The organism is Amycolatopsis sp. NPDC051045 (assembly GCF_040682955.1).
Classification (GTDB): Bacteria; Actinomycetota; Actinomycetes; order Mycobacteriales; family Pseudonocardiaceae; genus Amycolatopsis.
Window position 1 is genome coordinate 569178 of sequence record NZ_JBFBCC010000004.1, and the last position, 16174, is coordinate 585351.

General features: G+C 70.4%; 17 protein-coding genes. 8 read left to right on the top strand and 9 right to left on the bottom strand.

All coding sequences use genetic code 11. The features are described from left to right. Window positions 1–76 precede the first annotated feature (76 nt). The 3 genes from nagA to AB0M80_RS13930 are packed head-to-tail and all read left to right on the top strand — an operon-like array spanning window position 77 to window position 2407. Window positions 77–1228: an N-acetylglucosamine-6-phosphate deacetylase gene (gene nagA / locus AB0M80_RS13920; RefSeq protein WP_364563706.1), complete on the top strand. Its 1152-nt coding sequence runs from the start codon at window positions 77–79 to the stop codon at window positions 1226–1228. A gap of 20 nt (window positions 1229–1248) precedes the next feature. Next, a complete protein-coding gene (locus tag AB0M80_RS13925; RefSeq protein ID WP_364563471.1) occupies window positions 1249–1662 on the top strand; it encodes a hypothetical protein in 414 nt (137 codons plus the stop codon). A 46-nt stretch (window positions 1663–1708) separates the two neighbouring features. Next, window positions 1709–2407: a VTT domain-containing protein gene (locus AB0M80_RS13930; RefSeq protein ID WP_364563474.1), complete on the top strand. Its 699-nt coding sequence runs from the start codon at window positions 1709–1711 to the stop codon at window positions 2405–2407. Between the two features lie 120 nt (window positions 2408–2527). Here AB0M80_RS13930 and AB0M80_RS13935 read toward each other — a convergent pair whose 3' ends face one another. After that, entirely contained in the window at window positions 2528–3919 is a 1392-nt protein-coding gene (locus AB0M80_RS13935; protein ID WP_364563477.1) for an FAD-linked oxidase C-terminal domain-containing protein, read from the bottom strand. Window positions 3920–3992: 73 nt separating this feature from the next. Next, window positions 3993–4418, bottom strand: coding sequence for a PPOX class F420-dependent oxidoreductase (locus AB0M80_RS13940; RefSeq protein WP_364563479.1), 426 nt, complete (start codon window positions 4416–4418; stop codon window positions 3993–3995). 186 nt (window positions 4419–4604) lie between these two features. On the opposite strand from AB0M80_RS13940, the gene AB0M80_RS13945 reads away from it, so the two are divergent. From AB0M80_RS13945 to AB0M80_RS13960, 4 genes are all read left to right on the top strand, one after another. After that, window positions 4605–5135 carry a MarR family transcriptional regulator gene (locus AB0M80_RS13945; protein ID WP_364563482.1) on the top strand — a complete coding sequence of 177 codons (531 nt, stop codon included), beginning with the start codon at window positions 4605–4607 and terminating at the stop codon, window positions 5133–5135. After that, window positions 5132–7711: an MFS transporter gene (locus AB0M80_RS13950; protein ID WP_364563485.1), complete on the top strand. Its 2580-nt coding sequence runs from the start codon at window positions 5132–5134 to the stop codon at window positions 7709–7711. Before AB0M80_RS13945 ends, AB0M80_RS13950 begins: the two co-directional genes overlap by 4 nt. Continuing rightward, complete coding sequence (locus tag AB0M80_RS13955) at window positions 7708–8529, top strand: YceI family protein (protein WP_364563487.1); 822 nt, start codon at window positions 7708–7710, stop codon at window positions 8527–8529. The genes AB0M80_RS13950 and AB0M80_RS13955 overlap by 4 nt, the downstream gene beginning before the upstream one ends. Window positions 8530–8659: 130 nt before the next feature. Beyond that, window positions 8660–9328 carry a DedA family protein gene (locus tag AB0M80_RS13960; RefSeq protein ID WP_364563489.1) on the top strand — a complete coding sequence of 223 codons (669 nt, stop codon included), beginning with the start codon at window positions 8660–8662 and terminating at the stop codon, window positions 9326–9328. Between the two features lie 63 nt (window positions 9329–9391). Here the strand turns inward: AB0M80_RS13960 and AB0M80_RS13965 are convergent, their stop codons facing one another. The 7 genes from AB0M80_RS13965 to AB0M80_RS13995 form a co-directional block, all read right to left on the bottom strand. Next, window positions 9392–9805 carry a VOC family protein gene (locus tag AB0M80_RS13965; protein ID WP_364563492.1) on the bottom strand — a complete coding sequence of 138 codons (414 nt, stop codon included), beginning with the start codon at window positions 9803–9805 and terminating at the stop codon, window positions 9392–9394. 175 nt (window positions 9806–9980) lie between these two features. Further along, window positions 9981–10721, bottom strand: coding sequence for an SDR family oxidoreductase (locus AB0M80_RS13970; RefSeq protein ID WP_364563495.1), 741 nt, complete (start codon window positions 10719–10721; stop codon window positions 9981–9983). Next, window positions 10718–11353: a nucleoside/nucleotide kinase family protein gene (locus AB0M80_RS13975; protein ID WP_043787338.1), complete on the bottom strand. Its 636-nt coding sequence runs from the start codon at window positions 11351–11353 to the stop codon at window positions 10718–10720. The genes AB0M80_RS13970 and AB0M80_RS13975 overlap by 4 nt, the downstream gene beginning before the upstream one ends. Further along, window positions 11350–12177, bottom strand: coding sequence for a PfkB family carbohydrate kinase (locus tag AB0M80_RS13980; protein ID WP_364563709.1), 828 nt, complete (start codon window positions 12175–12177; stop codon window positions 11350–11352). Before AB0M80_RS13980 ends, AB0M80_RS13975 begins: the two co-directional genes overlap by 4 nt. A gap of 2 nt (window positions 12178–12179) precedes the next feature. Continuing rightward, window positions 12180–12989 (bottom strand): ATP-binding cassette domain-containing protein, encoded by an 810-nt coding sequence (locus tag AB0M80_RS13985; RefSeq protein ID WP_364563498.1) that lies wholly within the window; start codon window positions 12987–12989, stop codon window positions 12180–12182. Further along, a complete protein-coding gene (locus AB0M80_RS13990; protein ID WP_364563501.1) occupies window positions 12986–13996 on the bottom strand; it encodes an ABC transporter permease in 1011 nt (336 codons plus the stop codon). Before AB0M80_RS13990 ends, AB0M80_RS13985 begins: the two co-directional genes overlap by 4 nt. Next, window positions 13993–15009, bottom strand: a complete 1017-nt coding sequence (locus tag AB0M80_RS13995) for a substrate-binding domain-containing protein (protein WP_364563504.1) — start codon at window positions 15007–15009, stop codon at window positions 13993–13995. Before AB0M80_RS13995 ends, AB0M80_RS13990 begins: the two co-directional genes overlap by 4 nt. 117 nt (window positions 15010–15126) lie before the next feature. Here AB0M80_RS13995 and AB0M80_RS14000 point away from each other — a divergent pair, with 117 nt between their 5' ends. Continuing rightward, entirely contained in the window at window positions 15127–16164 is a 1038-nt protein-coding gene (locus tag AB0M80_RS14000) for a LacI family DNA-binding transcriptional regulator (RefSeq protein ID WP_364563506.1), read from the top strand. Window positions 16165–16174: the final 10 nt, after the last annotated feature.

Sequence of the window (16174 nt, forward strand, 5' to 3'; positions counted from 1 at the left end):
CCGATCACTGAGTCGTATCACCATGCTTGGTCCAGACCAATATATGCTGGGGTGCGTGAGAGGCGCCGGAGATTTCGTGATCATGGGCGGCCGGGTCGCCGCCCCGGACCGTGTACTCGACGACGGCTGGGTAGCCGTCTCCGACGGGCGGATCGCCGGCGTGGGTTCCGGGACCCCGCCGTCCGGCGAGCACGTGGACGTCGGAGGGGCGCTGGTCGTCCCCGGGTTCGTCGACACCCACTGCCACGGCGGGGGAGGTGGTTCGTTCACCTCCCTCGATCCCGAAGAACTCCTGACGGCGGTGCGGGCGCACCGCCGTCACGGCACCACGACCATGCTCGCCAGCCTGGTCTCCGATCCGGTGGACATCCTGCGTGAGCAGGTCGCCGCGTTGCGTGAGCTCGTCCAGGACGGCGAGGTCGCGGGCATCCACCTGGAGGGGCCGTTCATCTCCAAGGCCCGCTGCGGCGCGCACGACCCGGAGACGCTGCTCGAACCGGACACCGGCACGGTCGAAAAGCTCCTGCGCGCGGGCCAGGGGGCGATCCGGATGGTCACCATCGCCCCCGAGCTGCACGGCGGCGTGAAGGCCGTCCGGCAGCTGGCCGAGTCCGGCGTCATCGCCGCCATCGGGCACACCGACGGCGTCGAGGAGCAGCTGCTGCCCGCGATCGACGCGGGCGCGACCGTCGCGACCCACCTGTTCAACGGCATGCGGCCGCTGCACCACCGCGAGCCCGGCCCGATCGGGGCGCTGCTGGACGACGAGCGCATCACCATCGAGCTCATCTGCGACCTGGTGCACCTGCACCCGACCGTGGTCCGGCTGGCGGCGAAGCACGCGGGCCGCGCCCGCACGGTGCTCATCACCGACGCGATGTCGGCCACCGACGCCGCGGACGGCCGCTACACGCTGGGCCGGCTCGAGGTCGACGTGCACGACGGCGTCGCCACCCTCGCCGACAACGGCTCGCTGGCCGGCAGCACCCTGACGATGGACACCGCCTTCCGCAATCTCGTCCGGGGTGCGAAACTCGGCATCCTCGACGCGGTGCACGCGACGTCACAGCGGCCCGCCGAGCTGCTCGGCATCGCCGACCGCACCGGGATGCTGTGCTCCGGCTACCAGGCCGACATCGTGGTCCTCGACCAGGACCTGCGGCCCGCGAAGGTACTGCGCCGGGGAGAATGGGTCGCCGAGGTGGGTACGGCTACCTTGAGTACGTAACTACGAGCGGACGGGCGGAGATGAGCGAGCCGAAGGACCCCGAGCAGTTGCTGGCGGACGCCCTTCGCGCGCAAGCCGTCTTCGCCCCGCAGGCTTCGCCGCCACCGTCGTCGTCCTCAACGTCGTCACAGTCGTCGTCCTCAACGTCGTCGCCGTCGTCGTCCGAGCCGGCCACCGACGCCGTCCCGGCCAGCGCGATCAACGAGCTGCCGTCGGCGTACGGGCTGCTCTCGGGCGCCGGCGCGGACTCGCTGGAGCGCGAGCGCGCGGCCCTGGACGCGGCCTCGGAGGCGCCCACGACGTTCGCCCCGCGTCCGCCGGAGCCGGAACCGGCGCGGACGTCGGCGCAGCTGCCCGCGTACTGGATCCTGTTGCTGGCGGTGCTGCTGGGGCTCGCCGCGGGGTCCGTGGTCGGCTTGCTCACGCTGGTCTGACCCGGGTCTCAGTCACGACTCAGGGTGACCCTGTACCGTTTTCGAAGTGATTCTCGCCCAGAGCACGGTCCACACGATGTCGCTGCTGCCGTCATGGCTGGACCCGTACGTCCTGCTCGACGGCGTGGCCGGCCCCGCCGTCGCGGTGCTGTGCCTCATCATCTTCATCGAAAGCAGCATCTTCCCGGTGCTGCCGGGCGACTCCCTGCTCTTCACGGCCGGTCTGCTGATCGCCGGGGACAAGCTGCTGCCGCTCTGGCTGACCTGCGTGCTCGTGACCGCGGCCGCGCTGCTCGGCAACGTCGTGGGCTACTACATCGGGTACTTCGCCGGACCGAAGCTGTTCAACCGGCCGGACTCCAAGTTCTTCAAGCGGGAACACGTCGACAAGACGCACGCGTTCCTGGAGAAGCACGGCCCGAAGGCGGTCGTCCTGGCCCGGTTCGTCCCGTTCGTCCGGACGTTCATCACGTGGATCGCGGGCATCGGCCGGATGGACCCGAAGCGCTACTTCACGTACACGGTCCTCGGCGGCATCCTCTGGGCCGCGGGCATCACGATCCTCGGCTACCTGCTCGGCGACATCCCCTTCATCGGCAAGAACATCGACGCGATCTTCGTGCTGATCGTGCTGATCTCGGTGGTGCCGATCGTGCTGGAGTTCCTGAAGAGCCGCCGCGAGAAGAAGGCGGTGGCCGAGACCGAGGCCGAGGTCACGCAGCGGATCCCGCGCATCGAGGACTGAGCCGCCCGAAACTGTCGGACCCCCGGGGTAACGTGAAATCCGGGGGTCCCCCTGGGCGGGTGACCTCTTCGCGCGCGGGCCGGCTCGGGTCGTCGGGAACGCTCGGGTCGTCGGGAACGCTCAGGTCATCGAGAACATCGAGCCGGGGTTGAACAGGTTCTCCGGGTCCAGGGCCTGCTTGATCTGCCGGTGCACCCGCAACCCGACCGGCCCGATCTCCCGGACCAGCCACTCGCGCTTGATCTTGCCCACCCCGTGTTCGCCGGTCACCGTGCCGCCCAGCGACAGCCCCACCTCGAGGATCTCGTCGAACGCGCGCTGCGCCCGCGCGAACTCGTCCGGGTCGTCCGGCTGGTAGACGATCGTCGGGTGCATGTTGCCGTCGCCGGCGTGGCCGACCACGGCGATCCGCAAGCCCACCTCCGCGCTGATCTTCTCGCAGCCGCGGATCAGCTCGGCGATGCGCGTGCGCGGCACGCACACGTCGTCGGTGAGCCACCGGCCGTACGTCTCCAGTGCCGTCAGCACCACCCGGCGGGCCTGCAGGAGCATCCGGCCCTCTTCGAGGTCCTCGGTCGTGTACACCAGGTCCGCGCCGCAGTCGGTGCAGATCTGCTCCAGGGCCGCCAGTTCGCGGGCGGCGACCTCGCCGCCGGCGTCGGACTGGCCGAGCAGCAGCGCCTGGCAGTTCGAACCCGCGCCGAGGTCGGTCTTGAGGTACGCCTCGGACGCCTTGATCGACGACGCGTCCATGATCTCCAGCAGCGACGGCACGAGCCCTTCGCGGACGACGCGGGCGACGGCCTCCCCGGCGGCTTCGGTGGTGCTGAAGCCCGCGACGAGCGTCGCCGGCGCCTGTGGCAGCGGCTTGAGCTGGACCGTCGCCTGCGTGATCACGCCGAGCGTGCCCTCGCTGCCCACGAACAGCCGGGCGAGGTCGTACCCGGCGACGCCCTTCACGGTCCGCCGTCCGGTCTTCAGCAACGACCCGTCGGCCAGGACGACCTCCAGGCCGAGCACCGAGTCCGTGGTCACGCCGTACTTCACGCAGCAGAGGCCGCCGGCGTTGGTGGAGAGGTTGCCGCCGATCGTGCACCAGTCGTAGCTGGACGGGTCCGGCGGGTAGAACAGCCCGTGCTTCTCCACGGCGTTGCGGAAGTCCAGGTTGACGACGCCGGGCTGCACGACGGCGAGCCGGTTGCCCGGGTCGATTTCCACGATCCGGTCGAGCTTGGTCAGCGACAGCGTGACGCAGCCGTCGATGGCGTTCGCGGCACCGGACAGGCCACTGCCCGCCCCGCGCGGCACGATCGGCACCTTGGCCTCGGCGCACGCCTTGACGACGGCCTGCACCTGCTCGGCGTTCGCGGGCAGAACCACGGCGAGCGGCCGGCCCGACGGCGCCAGCGGCATCATGTCCCGGGCGTAGGAATCGGTGACGTCGGAGTCGGTGAGCACGGCGCTCTTGCCGAGCAGGTCGCGGAGCCGGGTGACCAAAGCTTCGTTGCTCATGGCCTCATGGTAAGCCCGGGCAGTCCGCACTGCGGAACTTTTGTTTCGAATCCAGCCGCGCGGAGCAGCCGGCTCAGCGGACCAGGCCCAAGAGCTTCTCGACGTGGATGGTCAACAGTACCCGCTGGTCGGTGACCATGGCCTCGCGGTACTCGGCCCAGTCCGGGTGCTCGCCGGCGGCCCGCCGGTAGTAGTCGACGAGCGCCTCCACCGTCGCGTCGTCCGGCGCGGCCGCGGGCGGTGTCAGCTCCGCGCGCCCCTCGGTGACGACGTAGCTCCAGCCGTCCTCGCTGCCCACGTGGAACGTCACCCGCGGGTCACGGCGCATGTTCTTCGCTTTCGCCCTGGTCTCGGTGATCGACGCGATGATCGTCGTCGCTTCCGGGTCGTACAGGTAGGTGATCGTGGACAGCTGCGGGCGGCCGTCGCGGCGGATCGTGGCGAGGACGCCGTGGCGGTGCGCGGTGAGGAAGTCCTTCAACGCTGTGTCGTCGGTCATACCCCTTCCAACCCGCGGCGGCCGCCGTTGTTCCGCGCACAACTCCAAAGAAATGTGCTTGCATACGACAACTAAAGTGTGTTCCGACACATCACGAGGTACTCCGCTTGCACAACCGCAAGTGAAGGCACATCCTTGCCTGAGGCAACTAGTTGCAGCCGCCAACCAACGCCTTGAAGGAACCCCATGGCACCGAACCCCGCCGCCACCCGGCCCACGGCCGAGCTCGACCTCGCCGACCAGCTCGGCCACGAGCTCGTCCGCCTGGTCCGGCTGATCAACAAGGCGAAGTCGCAGGTTTCGAAGCAGGGTCCCGACGGGATCGAGCGGGCGGCGTACGCGATCCTCTTCACCCTCATCCACGAGGGCCCGCAGCGCACCAGCCGGCTCGCCGAGTCGCTCCACTCCGAGATCTCCACGATCAGCAGGCAGTCGAGCTCGCTCGTCCAGCACGGCCTGGTCGAGCGCCAGGCCGATCCCGAGGACGGCCGGGCCTGCCTGCTCGCGCCGACGGCCGAGGGCATGCGGGTGTTCGAAGAGAACCGCAAGCAGCGCAACCAATGGCTGGCCGAAGTGCTCGGGGACTGGACCGACGGGGAGATCCAGACCCTGAACCGCCTGTTCGGCCGGCTCAACACAGGTATCGAGAACCACTCTCCACAGCTGGCCGACGCGCAAGCGTCCGCCAGTGCACCGGCCAAGGGGGCCAACGCATGAGTTCCACCACCGCAGCACCGGTTCAGGCCGAGGTGAAGCAACCACCTCAGCTGAGCCACCGCCAGATCGTCACGATCCTGAGCGGCCTGATGTGCGGCATGTTCCTCGCCGCGCTCGACCAGACGATCGTCGGCACGTCGATCGTCAAGATCGCCAACGACCTGCACGGCTTCGACCTGCAGGCGTGGGCGACCACGGCGTACCTGATCACCTCGACGATCGTCACACCGATCTACGGCAAGCTGTCCGACATCTACGGCCGCAAGCCGTTCTACCTGGCCGCGATCACCATCTTCGTCGCCGGTTCGCTGGCCTCGACCTTCTCGCAGTCGATGTACGAGCTGGCCGCGTTCCGCGCGGTGCAGGGTCTCGGCGCCGGCGGTCTGATGTCGCTGGCCATGACCATCCTCGGTGACATCGTGCCGCCGCGTGAGCGGGCCAAGTACCAGGGTTACATCCTGGCTGTGTTCGGCCTCTCGACCGTGCTCGGCCCGGTGCTGGGCGGCCTCTTCGCCGGCATCGACGACCTGGCCGGCATCGACGGCTGGCGCTGGGTCTTCCTGATCAACGTCCCGATCGGCGTCCTCGCGCTGTTCGTCGTCGCCAAGGTGCTGAACGTGCCGCACGAGCGCCACGTCCACAAGATCGACTGGTGGGGCGCGCTGACGCTGGTCGTCGCGGTCGTGCCGTTCCTGATCGTCGCCGAGCAGGGCCAGAAGTGGGGCTGGGGCGATCAGAAGTCCATCCTCTGCTACGTCGTCGGCGGCGTCGGCGTCATCGCCTTCATCGTGGTCGAGAAGCTGATGAAGGACGCCGCGCTGATCCCGCTGCGGCTGTTCAAGAACTCGACGTTCACCGTGGCGATCATCGGCGGTGTCATCGTCGGTGTCGCGATGTTCGGCGCGATCACGATGATCCCGCAGTTCATGCAGGTCGTGCAGGGCTACACGCCGACCGAGTCCGGGTTGCTGATGCTGCCGCTGATGGCGGGCATCATGCTCAGCTCGATCGTGTCCGGCCGGCTCACCGGGAAGACCGGGCGCTACAAGATCTTCCCGATCATCGGCACCGTCCTGATCGCCGCCGGCGCGTTCTTCTTCGCGCAGGTCGAGTACGACTCGGCGGTGTGGCACCCGCTGGTCGCGGCCGCCATCATCGGCCTCGGCCTCGGCCAGTGCATGCAGACGCTGATCATCGCGGTGCAGAACGCGGGCCCGCGCAGCGACATGGGTGTGTCGACCGCGGCGGCGACGTTCTTCCGCCAGATCGGTGGTACCGCGGGTGTCGCGATCTTCCTGACGGTCCTGTTCAACACCCTGCTGCCCAACATCACGAAGGCGTTCGGCGGGCAGCTGCCGGCCGGCGCCGGGGCGGGCATCGGCGACCTGTCGCAGAACACCAGCGGCATCCAGGACCTGCCGGAGGCGATCCGGACCCCGGTGCTGATCGGCTTCACCGACTCGATCACCACGGTCTTCTACATCGCGGGCGCGGTGGCACTGCTGGCCACGGTGGTGCTGCTGTTCATGAAGGAGATCCCGCTGACCAACGCGACCCCGGCCGCGGCGGCCATGGAGGGCGGCGAGGCGCTGCTCGAAGAGGACGACTTCGCCGACGCGCCGACCGAGATCGTCGAGCCGGTGCGTCCGGTCGACCGCGAACCCGCCCTCGTCGGCGGTGGGAAGCACGCGCTGAGCAGCAACGGGCACGGCGACTACCAGGCCGTGTCGGGCGCGCTGCCCATCACGAACTCCGTCGCGGAGTCCGAGCTCGACACCCCCGTCGGCGCGGGCGGCGTGCCGGTGACCGGGCACATCCGGCGGCAGGACGGCACGCACGTGCCGGGGGCCGCGCTGACCCTGATCGACCAGCGCGGCCGCCAGGTCGCGCGGGCTACCGGGGCCGCCGACGGCAGCTACTCGGTGCCCAGCCAGGGCCCGGGCGCGTACGTGCTCATCGTGTCCGCGCACGGCCACCAGCCGCAGGCGTCCAGCGTGGTGCTCAGCAACGGGCCGGCGACGGTCGACGTCACGCTCACCGGGTCCGGCGAGCTGACCGGCACCGTGCGGGCGGCCACGACCGGCCGGCCGCTCGCGAACGTGACCGTGACGCTGACCGACGGGCGGGGCGAGGTGAACGGCGCGTTCATCACGACCGCGGACGGCACCTACGCCTTCGTCGGGGTCGGCGCCGGGGCGTACACCCTGGTCGCCAGCGGCGCGGGCTACCGGCCCGTCGCACTGACGCTCACCGTGCCCGACAGCGGCGTGCTGCGCCACGACGTCGAGCTCGCCAGCTCGGTGCTGCTCACCGGCACCGCGCGGACCGAGGGCGACCGGGTGGTGCCGGACGCGCGGATCACCGTGCTCGACGCCGAAGGGAACGTCGCGGCCGTGGCCCGGACCGACGGCGAAGGCCGGTACGTGGTCAGCGACCTGCCCGCGGGCGCGTACACCGTGGTCGCGAGCGGTTACCCGCCGGCGACCAGCCAGGTGGAGCTCACCGGCGGCGAAGCGGACCACGACGTCCGGCTGAGCTACGACCAGGCCCTCGACGAGCTGGTCGACCGGTCATGACCGGTTTGCGCGCGACCTTCCGCACGGCCGAGGGCTGGGCGGTGGAGCAGGCGGTGCTCACCGTCACCGACCCGGCCGGGCGGCAGGTCGCCCGGCAGGCGGCGGACGTCCGCGGGGAAGTCGGCACCGACGCACTCGCACCGGGCGTCTACACGGCCGTCGTCACGGCGGCCGGGTACGCCCCGGTCGCCCGGACGGCGCAGATCGCCTCGGACGGCTCCGGTTCGCTCGGCGACGTCGTGCTGGCTCCGGTCGCCGAGGCGATCGAGCTGCCGCCCGCCGGGCCGTGGGTGATCGACCCGATGCACTCGTCGGTGGTCGCGACCGCGCGGCACCTGGGCATCGCGAGCATCAAGGCGCGGTTCCCGGACGTCTCCGGCCGGATCGAGATCGGCCACCCGGCCGAGCGGTCGTCCGTGCACGCCGAGATCAAGGCGGCGAGCATCGACACCGGCATCCGGATGCGGGACGACCACCTGCGCTCGCCGGACTTCCTCGACGTCGACGTGCATCCGGTGATCACGTTCACCAGCACCGGACTGCGCCGGCGCGGTGCGGATTCGTGGACGTTGCTCGGCGACCTGACGCTGCACGGCGAGCGCCGCGAAATCGAGCTCGAACTGACCTACGGCGGCTGGGGCCCGGACCCGTGGGGCGGCGTGCGCGTCGCGTTCCACGCCGAGACGCAGCTGCACCGGAACGACTTCGCGATCAACTACAGCGCGATGGTCCGCGCCGGCGTCGCGGCGGTCGGCACGACGGTGAAGGTCGAGCTGGACATCGAAGCGGTGCAGGGCGAGACGCTGCCGCAGTTCTGAGTTCGCGCCCGGAGGCCCTCTCACCGCCGGTGAGGGGGCCTTCACCGTTCGTGAGGCTGAAAAATCTCCGGCGTGCTCGATTTGACCGTTCGCCGCGGGGAGTTCACCTGGGCCACGTAGGCTCGGAGGGGTGAACGTCGTGAGCATCGAGGCTGCGGGCGTCGGCGTGAGCTGGCTGGACACCGCCGGACCGCTGCTCGTCTGGGTGATCGTGCTGAGCTTCGTGCTGGTCGAGTGCGCGCTGATCATCGGACTGTTCCTGCCCGGTGACTCGCTCCTGTTCGGGGCGGGCGTGGTGCTGGCGCAGCAGGGTTCGGACGCCAACGCGTGGTTCCTGTCGGGCGCCGCGCTGATCGTCGCGGTCCTCGGCAACCAAATCGGCTACTACATCGGGCGCACGGGCGGCACGAAACTCATCGCGCGCCGCGACGGGAAGGTGCTGAACCGGCACAACCTCGAGCGCGCGCAACGGTTCCTGGACCGGAGGGGCTTCTTCGCGATCGTGGCGGCCCGGTGGATCCCGTGGATCCGCACGCTCGCCCCGCTGATCGCCGGCGCCGCCCGGATGGACCCGCGCCGGTTCCTGCTGGCCACGACGTTCGGCGGCCTGCTCTGGGTGCCGACGCTCGTGCTGCTCGGCTACTACGGCGCCGGCCTGCTGGACGCCCTGCCGTGGCTGAAGACGGCCGCGCTGTGGATCAGCATCGCGTTCTTCGTGTTCGGCACCGGGTACGGCGTGCTGCGCTACCGCCAGGAGATGCGCCGCCCGGTGGACGAGCCGGACGACGCGCGGGCCTGAGCTGTCTTGCGGGGGTCCGGGTGGCGGAGCCCCCGGCCCGGGGCGAAGCCCCGGATGTCACAGTCAGAGTTCCGGGTCGGCCCAGATCTCCAGCTGGATGCCGTCGGGGTCGCGGAACACGATGACGCGCGAGCCTTCGAAGGTGCGCGACGGCGCCGCATCCTGGTAATGAACGCCGAACTCGGCAAGCCGGCTCTCCCATTCGGCCAGCTCGGCGGCCGAATGCACGCGGAACGCGACGTGGTCCAGGCCGGTCCGGCGTTCGTCGAACCCGCGCCGGCCGGTGTCCGCGTGCTGCACCAGGACCACGGAGAACTCGTCCCCGGCGGACCGGAGCACGACCTTGCGCAGTCCCGTGTCCGGCTCTTCGCGCCGGGTGACCTCCTCGAGGTCGAGGACGCGGACGTACCAGGGAACACTGCGGTCCACGTCGGTCACGGTGAGCGCTAAGTGGTGCACGGACATGAGTTTGGCCATGGCTTCCGAAGCCGTCCTTTCGCGTGGCGGCTCCTCAGAGTTGCACAGCGTTCGACCACCGAAACCGAGGTGACCAATTCCCCGGCCAATTGTGATCTCGCCGTCTCCGGCCGTCTCACCAAGCGGACGCCGGTGACCGAAGGTCATTCCGAATATTCACTGCGTGTCGGGACGGTCACCGGCCGCCACCGACGTCCAGTACCGCGCCCGTCGTGAACGACGAGGCCGGGGACAACAGGAACAACACCGCTTCGGCGATCTCCGCCGGCTGCCCGGCGCGGCCCATCGGGATCTGCCGCGCGTACTTTTCGAGCCGGTCCGGCAGGCCGGCCGCCTCGTGCAGGCCCGTGTGGATCATGCCGGGGCGGACCGCGTTGACCCGGATCCCCTCCCCGGCGACCTCCTGCGCGAGCCCGAGGGTCAGCGTGTCCACGGCGGCCTTGGACGCGGCGTAGTGCACCCATTCCCCCGCCGAGCCGGTGCGCGCGGCCGTCGACGAGATGTTGACGATCGCGCCGCCGTCGCCGCCGTGCCGCGCCGACATCCGGCGGACCGCCTCGCGGCAGCACAGGAACACCCCCGTGACGTTGACGTCGAGGGTGCGCCGGACGACGGCGGCCTCGTAGGAGTCGAGCCGGCCCGGGGTGTTGCCGACGATGGCCGCGTTGTTGACCAGGCCGGTCACCGGGCCCAGCTCGGCCGCCGCGGCGAACAGCGCGCGGACGTCGTCCTCGTCCGACACGTCCGCGCGGACGGCCAGCGCCCGGCGCCCCGACGAACGCACCTGCTCGGCGACGGCCTCGGCCGGCGCGGGATCGCCGGAGTAGTTGACCACGACGTCGTACCCGCGCTCGGCCGCGAGCACGCAGATCGCGGCGCCGATCCCGCGGCTGCCGCCCGTGACGATGAGGGTCAAATCGCGAAGTTCGCCAGCGGCAGGTTCTCCAGCACCAGGTCGGCCCGGTCGCGCGTCTGCGAAATCAGGTCGGCGTTGCGCTGGTCCGAACCGAGCGCGCGCTGGCGCGCCTCGACCAGCGAACGGCCGTAGCGGCGGTGGCGCGACACCAGCCGTTCGATCCGCTCGGGCTCGTCCGGCGCGAGGAACCAGGCCTCGGTGAGCAGCGGCCGGATCGCGCTCCACGGGTCGTCCGGCAGCAGCAGGTAGTTGCCCTCGGTGATGACGAGCTGGACCTCCGGCGGCACCGCCACGGCCCCGGCGATCGGTTCCTCGATCTCGCGGCGGAACTCCGGCGCGTACACCGTTTCGCGGCCTTCGGCGAGCCGGCGGATCAGGTGGTAGTACCCCGCGGCGTCGAAGGTGTCCGGAGCGCCCTTCCGCTCGGTGCGGCCCAGCCGGCGCAGCTCGACCTGCGCGAGGTGGAAGCCGTCCATGCCGACCACCGCGGCACGCGAGCCGAGCGCGTTCGCCAGTGCCCAGGCGAGCGTGGTCTTGCCGGACGCGGGCGCGCCCACGATGCCGAGCACGTTGCGCTGCCCGCGCACGGTCAGGCCCTCGGCCCGGGCCAGCAGGTCGTCGAACGCCGTCATGTCCTGTTCCTTCCTGCGATCGCGGTCGTCCACGACCGCGGTCCCACATGCCGCACCCGTTCGGCGGCCACCTCGTTGGCGAAGCGAATCCGGTCCGTCACCGTCGGTTCGCGGGTCACGGCCACGGCGAGCGCGCCGTGCCAGACGTCGCCCGCACCTAGTGTGTCCCGCGCTTCCACGGCGGGCACAGGCACCTCACCCGAGCCGCCGTCCGCAGTGGACCACCGCACCGGCCCGGGCCCTGCGGTGGTGATGACGGTGTCGACGCCGCGCTCGTGCAGGCCCGGTCCGGGCGCCGCGAAGTGCGCGGAGCAGGCGGCGACGTCGACCAGCGGCAGCAGTTCGTCGAGCACGGGCTTCCAGCTCCCGGCGTCGAGGACGACCGGCACGCTCCCGGCAGCCCGCGCGACGGAGAGCGCGAGGCCGGGGTGGTGCCCGTCGACGAGCACCACGTCCGCGTCGACCGTGCCGGTCCAGGTGACTTCGGAGCCCGCCGCGTTGCGGGAGACCACCGTGCGTTCCCCGTCACGGTCGCGCACCGCCGCCGCGCTGACCGGCGGTGGCTCGGACCGTTCGGGGTCCAGGTCGACGACCCGGACGCCGTGCGCTTCGAGGTCGGCACGGGCCAGCGCCGCCAGCGGGTGCGCACCGAGGACGGTCAGCAGGGTCGCCTCGGCACCGAGCGCGGCTGCCGTCACCGCGGCGTTCGTCGCGGGCCCACCGGCCGCGACGTCCACCTGCAGCGACTGCACCTTCTCGCCCGGTGCCGGAAGCTCGTCGACCCGCTGGACGACGTCCACGGTGCACAAGCCCGCCAGCAGCACTCTCACTTCAAGCCGGCCACATGGGTAGCGGCGGCCGCTTCTTCCACTTCGCCGTTCTCGTTGAGCCGCAGGGCCCCGGTGAGCAGGCCGACGACCTGGTTCATCGAGTGCGTCTTCGGCGAGACGACCGCGACGCGCTTGCCGAGGCGGTGCACGTGGATGCGGTCGGCGATGTCGAACACGTGCGGCATGTTGTGGCTGATCAGCACCACCGGCAGGCCGCGGTCGCGGATCCGGCCGATCAGGTCGAGCACCTTGCCGGACTCGGCGACGCCGAGGGCGGCGGTGGGCTCGTCCATGATCACGGCCTTGGTGCCGAACGCGGCCGCGCGGGCCACGGCGACGCCCTGGCGCTGGCCACCGGAGAGCGTCTCGACGGGCTGGCTGATCGACTTGATGTTGATGCCCAGCTCGTCGAGGATCCGCTGCGCCTCGGACCGCATGGTGGCGGTGTCGAGCTTGCGGAACAGCCCGAGCGGGCCGCTGCGCCGCTTTTCCCGGCCGAGGAACATGTTCGACGCGATGTCGAGCGCGGGCGCGACGGCGAGATCCTGGTAGACCGTCTCGATCCCGTAGTGGCGGGCGTCCAAAGGGGATTTGAAGTGGACGGACTTACCGTCCACTTTGATCTGCCCTTCGTCGGGGATCACGGCCCCGGAAAGGGTTTTGATGAGCGACGACTTCCCGGCGCCGTTGTCGCCGACCACGGCGAGCACCTCGCCGGGGAGCAGGTCGAAGTCGGCGCCGTCGATGGCGGTCACCCGGCCGTAGCGCTTGACCAGGCCGCGGGCCTGGAGGATCGGTTCGGTCATGACTGCTGCTGCCTCCTCGCGATCCGGTCCACCACGACGGCGGCGATCAACAGGGCGCCGGTGGCGAGGTCCTGGTAGTTGCCGTCGACGTTCATCTGCGTCAGCCCGGACCGCAGCACCGCCACGACCAGCGCGCCCATCAGCGTGCCCAGCACCGAACCACGGCCGCCGAACAGGCTCGTCCCGCCGAGGACGACGGCGGTGATCGAGTCGAGGTTGCCGAGCTGGAACTGGTTCGGGTCGGCGTTCGGCGTCCGGCCGAGCGCCTGCCACGCGGCGATGCCGAAGGTCAGCCCGGCGACGATGTAGACCGACAACACCGTGCGGTTGACCTTGATGCCGGACAGCCGCGCGGACTCCGGCGCGTTGCCGACGGCGTAGACGTGCTTGCCCCACGCCGTTTTCGTCAGCGCGTACCAGACGCCGAGGTACATCAGCAGCGCCAGCGTCATGCCGTAGGTGATCGGGATGCCGCCGAAGAGGTAGCGCTTGGTGCCGAGCCACTGCAGCAGCCCGTCGGTCACCGGCACCGCCTGGCCGCCGGCGATCAGCTTCGACACCGCGGTCAGCATGGTGAACGTGCCGAGCGTGATGATGAACGCCGGCAGCTTGATCCGCGTGGCGAGTCCACCGATGAAGATGCCGACGATGATCGTCAGCACGACCCCGGCGAGCAGCGCGACGAACCCGTTCGTCCCGGCCGCGGCGAGCTTCGCCATGATCAGCGTCGCGACGACCATCGAGGCCGCGTTCGACAGGTCGATGCCCGCGATGAGGATGACGAGCGTCTGGCCCAGCGCGAGTGTCCCGACGACGAGCGACTGCTGGACCACCGTCGACAGGTTGTCGAGGTCGAAGAACGTGTCCGTGGCCAGGGAGAACACCACGATCGCGACGATCAGCGCGAGCGCCGGGCCGATCGCGGGGGCGCGGAGGAAGAACTCGCCGAGGGACTCGCGTTCCCGTGCGGGCGTTGCGGTGGCCGTCGTCGCGTTTGTGGATGTCACTGCGTGCCTCCCCAGCAGTTCTGCAGGCCCCAGGCAGTGTCGTGGCTCTCGACGCCGGGCAGGGGCTTGTCGGTGATGACGGCGGACCCGGTGTTGACGAACCCGCTCGGCTTCTTGCCGGTCTTGGCGTATTCGACGGCGGCGAGCACCCCTTGTTCGGCCATCTTCTTGGGGAACTGCATGACGGTCGCCGCGTAAAGGCCGTCCTTGACGTTCTGGACGCCTTCGCAGCCGCCGTCGATCGAGCCCATGACGATCTGCCCGGTGAGGCTGCGGGCCTTCAGCGCCGCGTACGCACCGCGGCCCATCGGCTCGTTCATCGAGTAGACGGCGTTGATGTCGGTGCTGCGCTGCAGCAGGTTCTCCATGCCTTGCTGGGCGAGGCTCTGGTCACCGTTGGCCGCGGTGTGGCCCTTGATCTCCGGCGAGGCGTCGGTCAGCCCGATGCCCTTGAGGAATCCGGTGTGCCGCTGGGTGTCGACCGAGCTGCCGGCGGTGCCGTCGACCATGAGCAGCTTGGCCGGGACGCCCTTGAGCGCGGCCTTGACGTAGGCGCCCTGCTGCTCGCCGGCCGCGAAGTTGTCGGTGGCGAAGGTGGCGTCGACGGCGTCCGGCGGTTCGGTGGCGGTGTCGAGGGCGATGACCAGGACCCCGGCGTCGCGGGCGTCCTTGATCGCCTTGAGCACACCGGTGGACGAGCTGGGCGTGATCAGGATGGTGTTCGCGCCCTGCTGACGGAGGTTCTCGATCGCGCGGACCTGGCCGTCGTTGTCCCCGTCGAACTGGCCGGCGAGGGCACTGAAGTCGGCGCCGTTGGCCTGCGCGGCCGCTCTGGCGGTGTTGCGGAGTTCCACGAAGTAGGGGTTGGTGTCGGTCTTGGTGACCAGGCCGACCTTCGCCTTGCCGCTTCCGCCCGTGTTGGTGTTGCCGCCCCAGTGGCGCTCGACGGTGCAACCCGTCGTCGCGGCGAGGACGGCGGCCAGCACGACTGCGGCGAGACTTCGCTGTCTCATGGGTTCCTGCCCTCTTTCGAAGACGCTGTGGTTCGAGGCTTGCCGATGGTCGGGAAGGTAGACAGACTGCTCGTTGCGCGCAAGCGTTTGCGCAAACGCTTGCCGGAAAGGATGGGTATGCCCCAGTCGAGGTCCTCGCGGCCGACCCAGCGGGACATCGCCGAGCTCGCCGGCGTGTCGATCACGACCGTCTCGCACGTCGTGAACGGGACGCGCGCGGTCGCCGAGGACACCAAAACGGCGGTGCTGCGGGCCATCGAGGCGACCGGCTACACCGGCGACGCGATCGCGCGGTCGCTGGTCACCGGCGGGACGCGGTCGATCGGGATGGCGATCTCCCTGGTGGCCAACCCGTACTTCGCGACGCTGATGCAGGCGATCGAGCGGGAGGCGTCGACGCACGGGTACACCGTCCTGCTGGCCGACACGCACGACACCGCGGACACGGAGCGTGACACGGTGCGGGCGCTGCGCTCCCGCCGCGTCGACGGGCTGCTCATCACGCCCGCACCGGGCGACGGGCCGGTGATCAGCGAACTGGTGTCCCTAGACGTGCCGACGGTGCTGATCGACCGGCTGGCCACCCGCACCGACGTCGACCAGGTGGGCTCGGAGAACATCCAGGCGACGTCGGCGCTGACCGCGCACCTCGCGACGCTCGGGCACCGGCGGATCGGGATGATCAGCGGCGTGCCCGGGCTGTCGACGAGCGAGGAGCGGGTGCTCGGCTACCGGCTGGGCCTCGGCCGGTCCGGGCTCACGTGGTCCGCCGAGCTCGTAGCCTGCGGAGACTCGTCACGCGAGGGCGGCGCGCTGGCGCTGAGCACGCTGCTGGCGCTGCCCGAGCCGCCGACGGCGCTGGTCGTCGGGAACGACAGCATGATGGTCGGGGTCCTGCACGAAGCACGGCGGCGGAGCCTGCGGATCGGCCGCGACCTGCCGGTGGTGGTCTACGACGACGTCGAGTGGGCGGACCTGGTCGACCCGCCGCTGACGACGATGGCGCAGCCGATCGAGGAGATCGGCCGGCAGGCGGTGCGGCTGCTGCTGGCCCGGATCAACGACCCGGCGCGCAAGGCCGAAACGGTGCGGCTGGCTCCCACGCTGCGTCACCGTGGGTCGTGCGGCTGTCCGACGGTTCACTCACTTCAGTGATTCTGGGGTC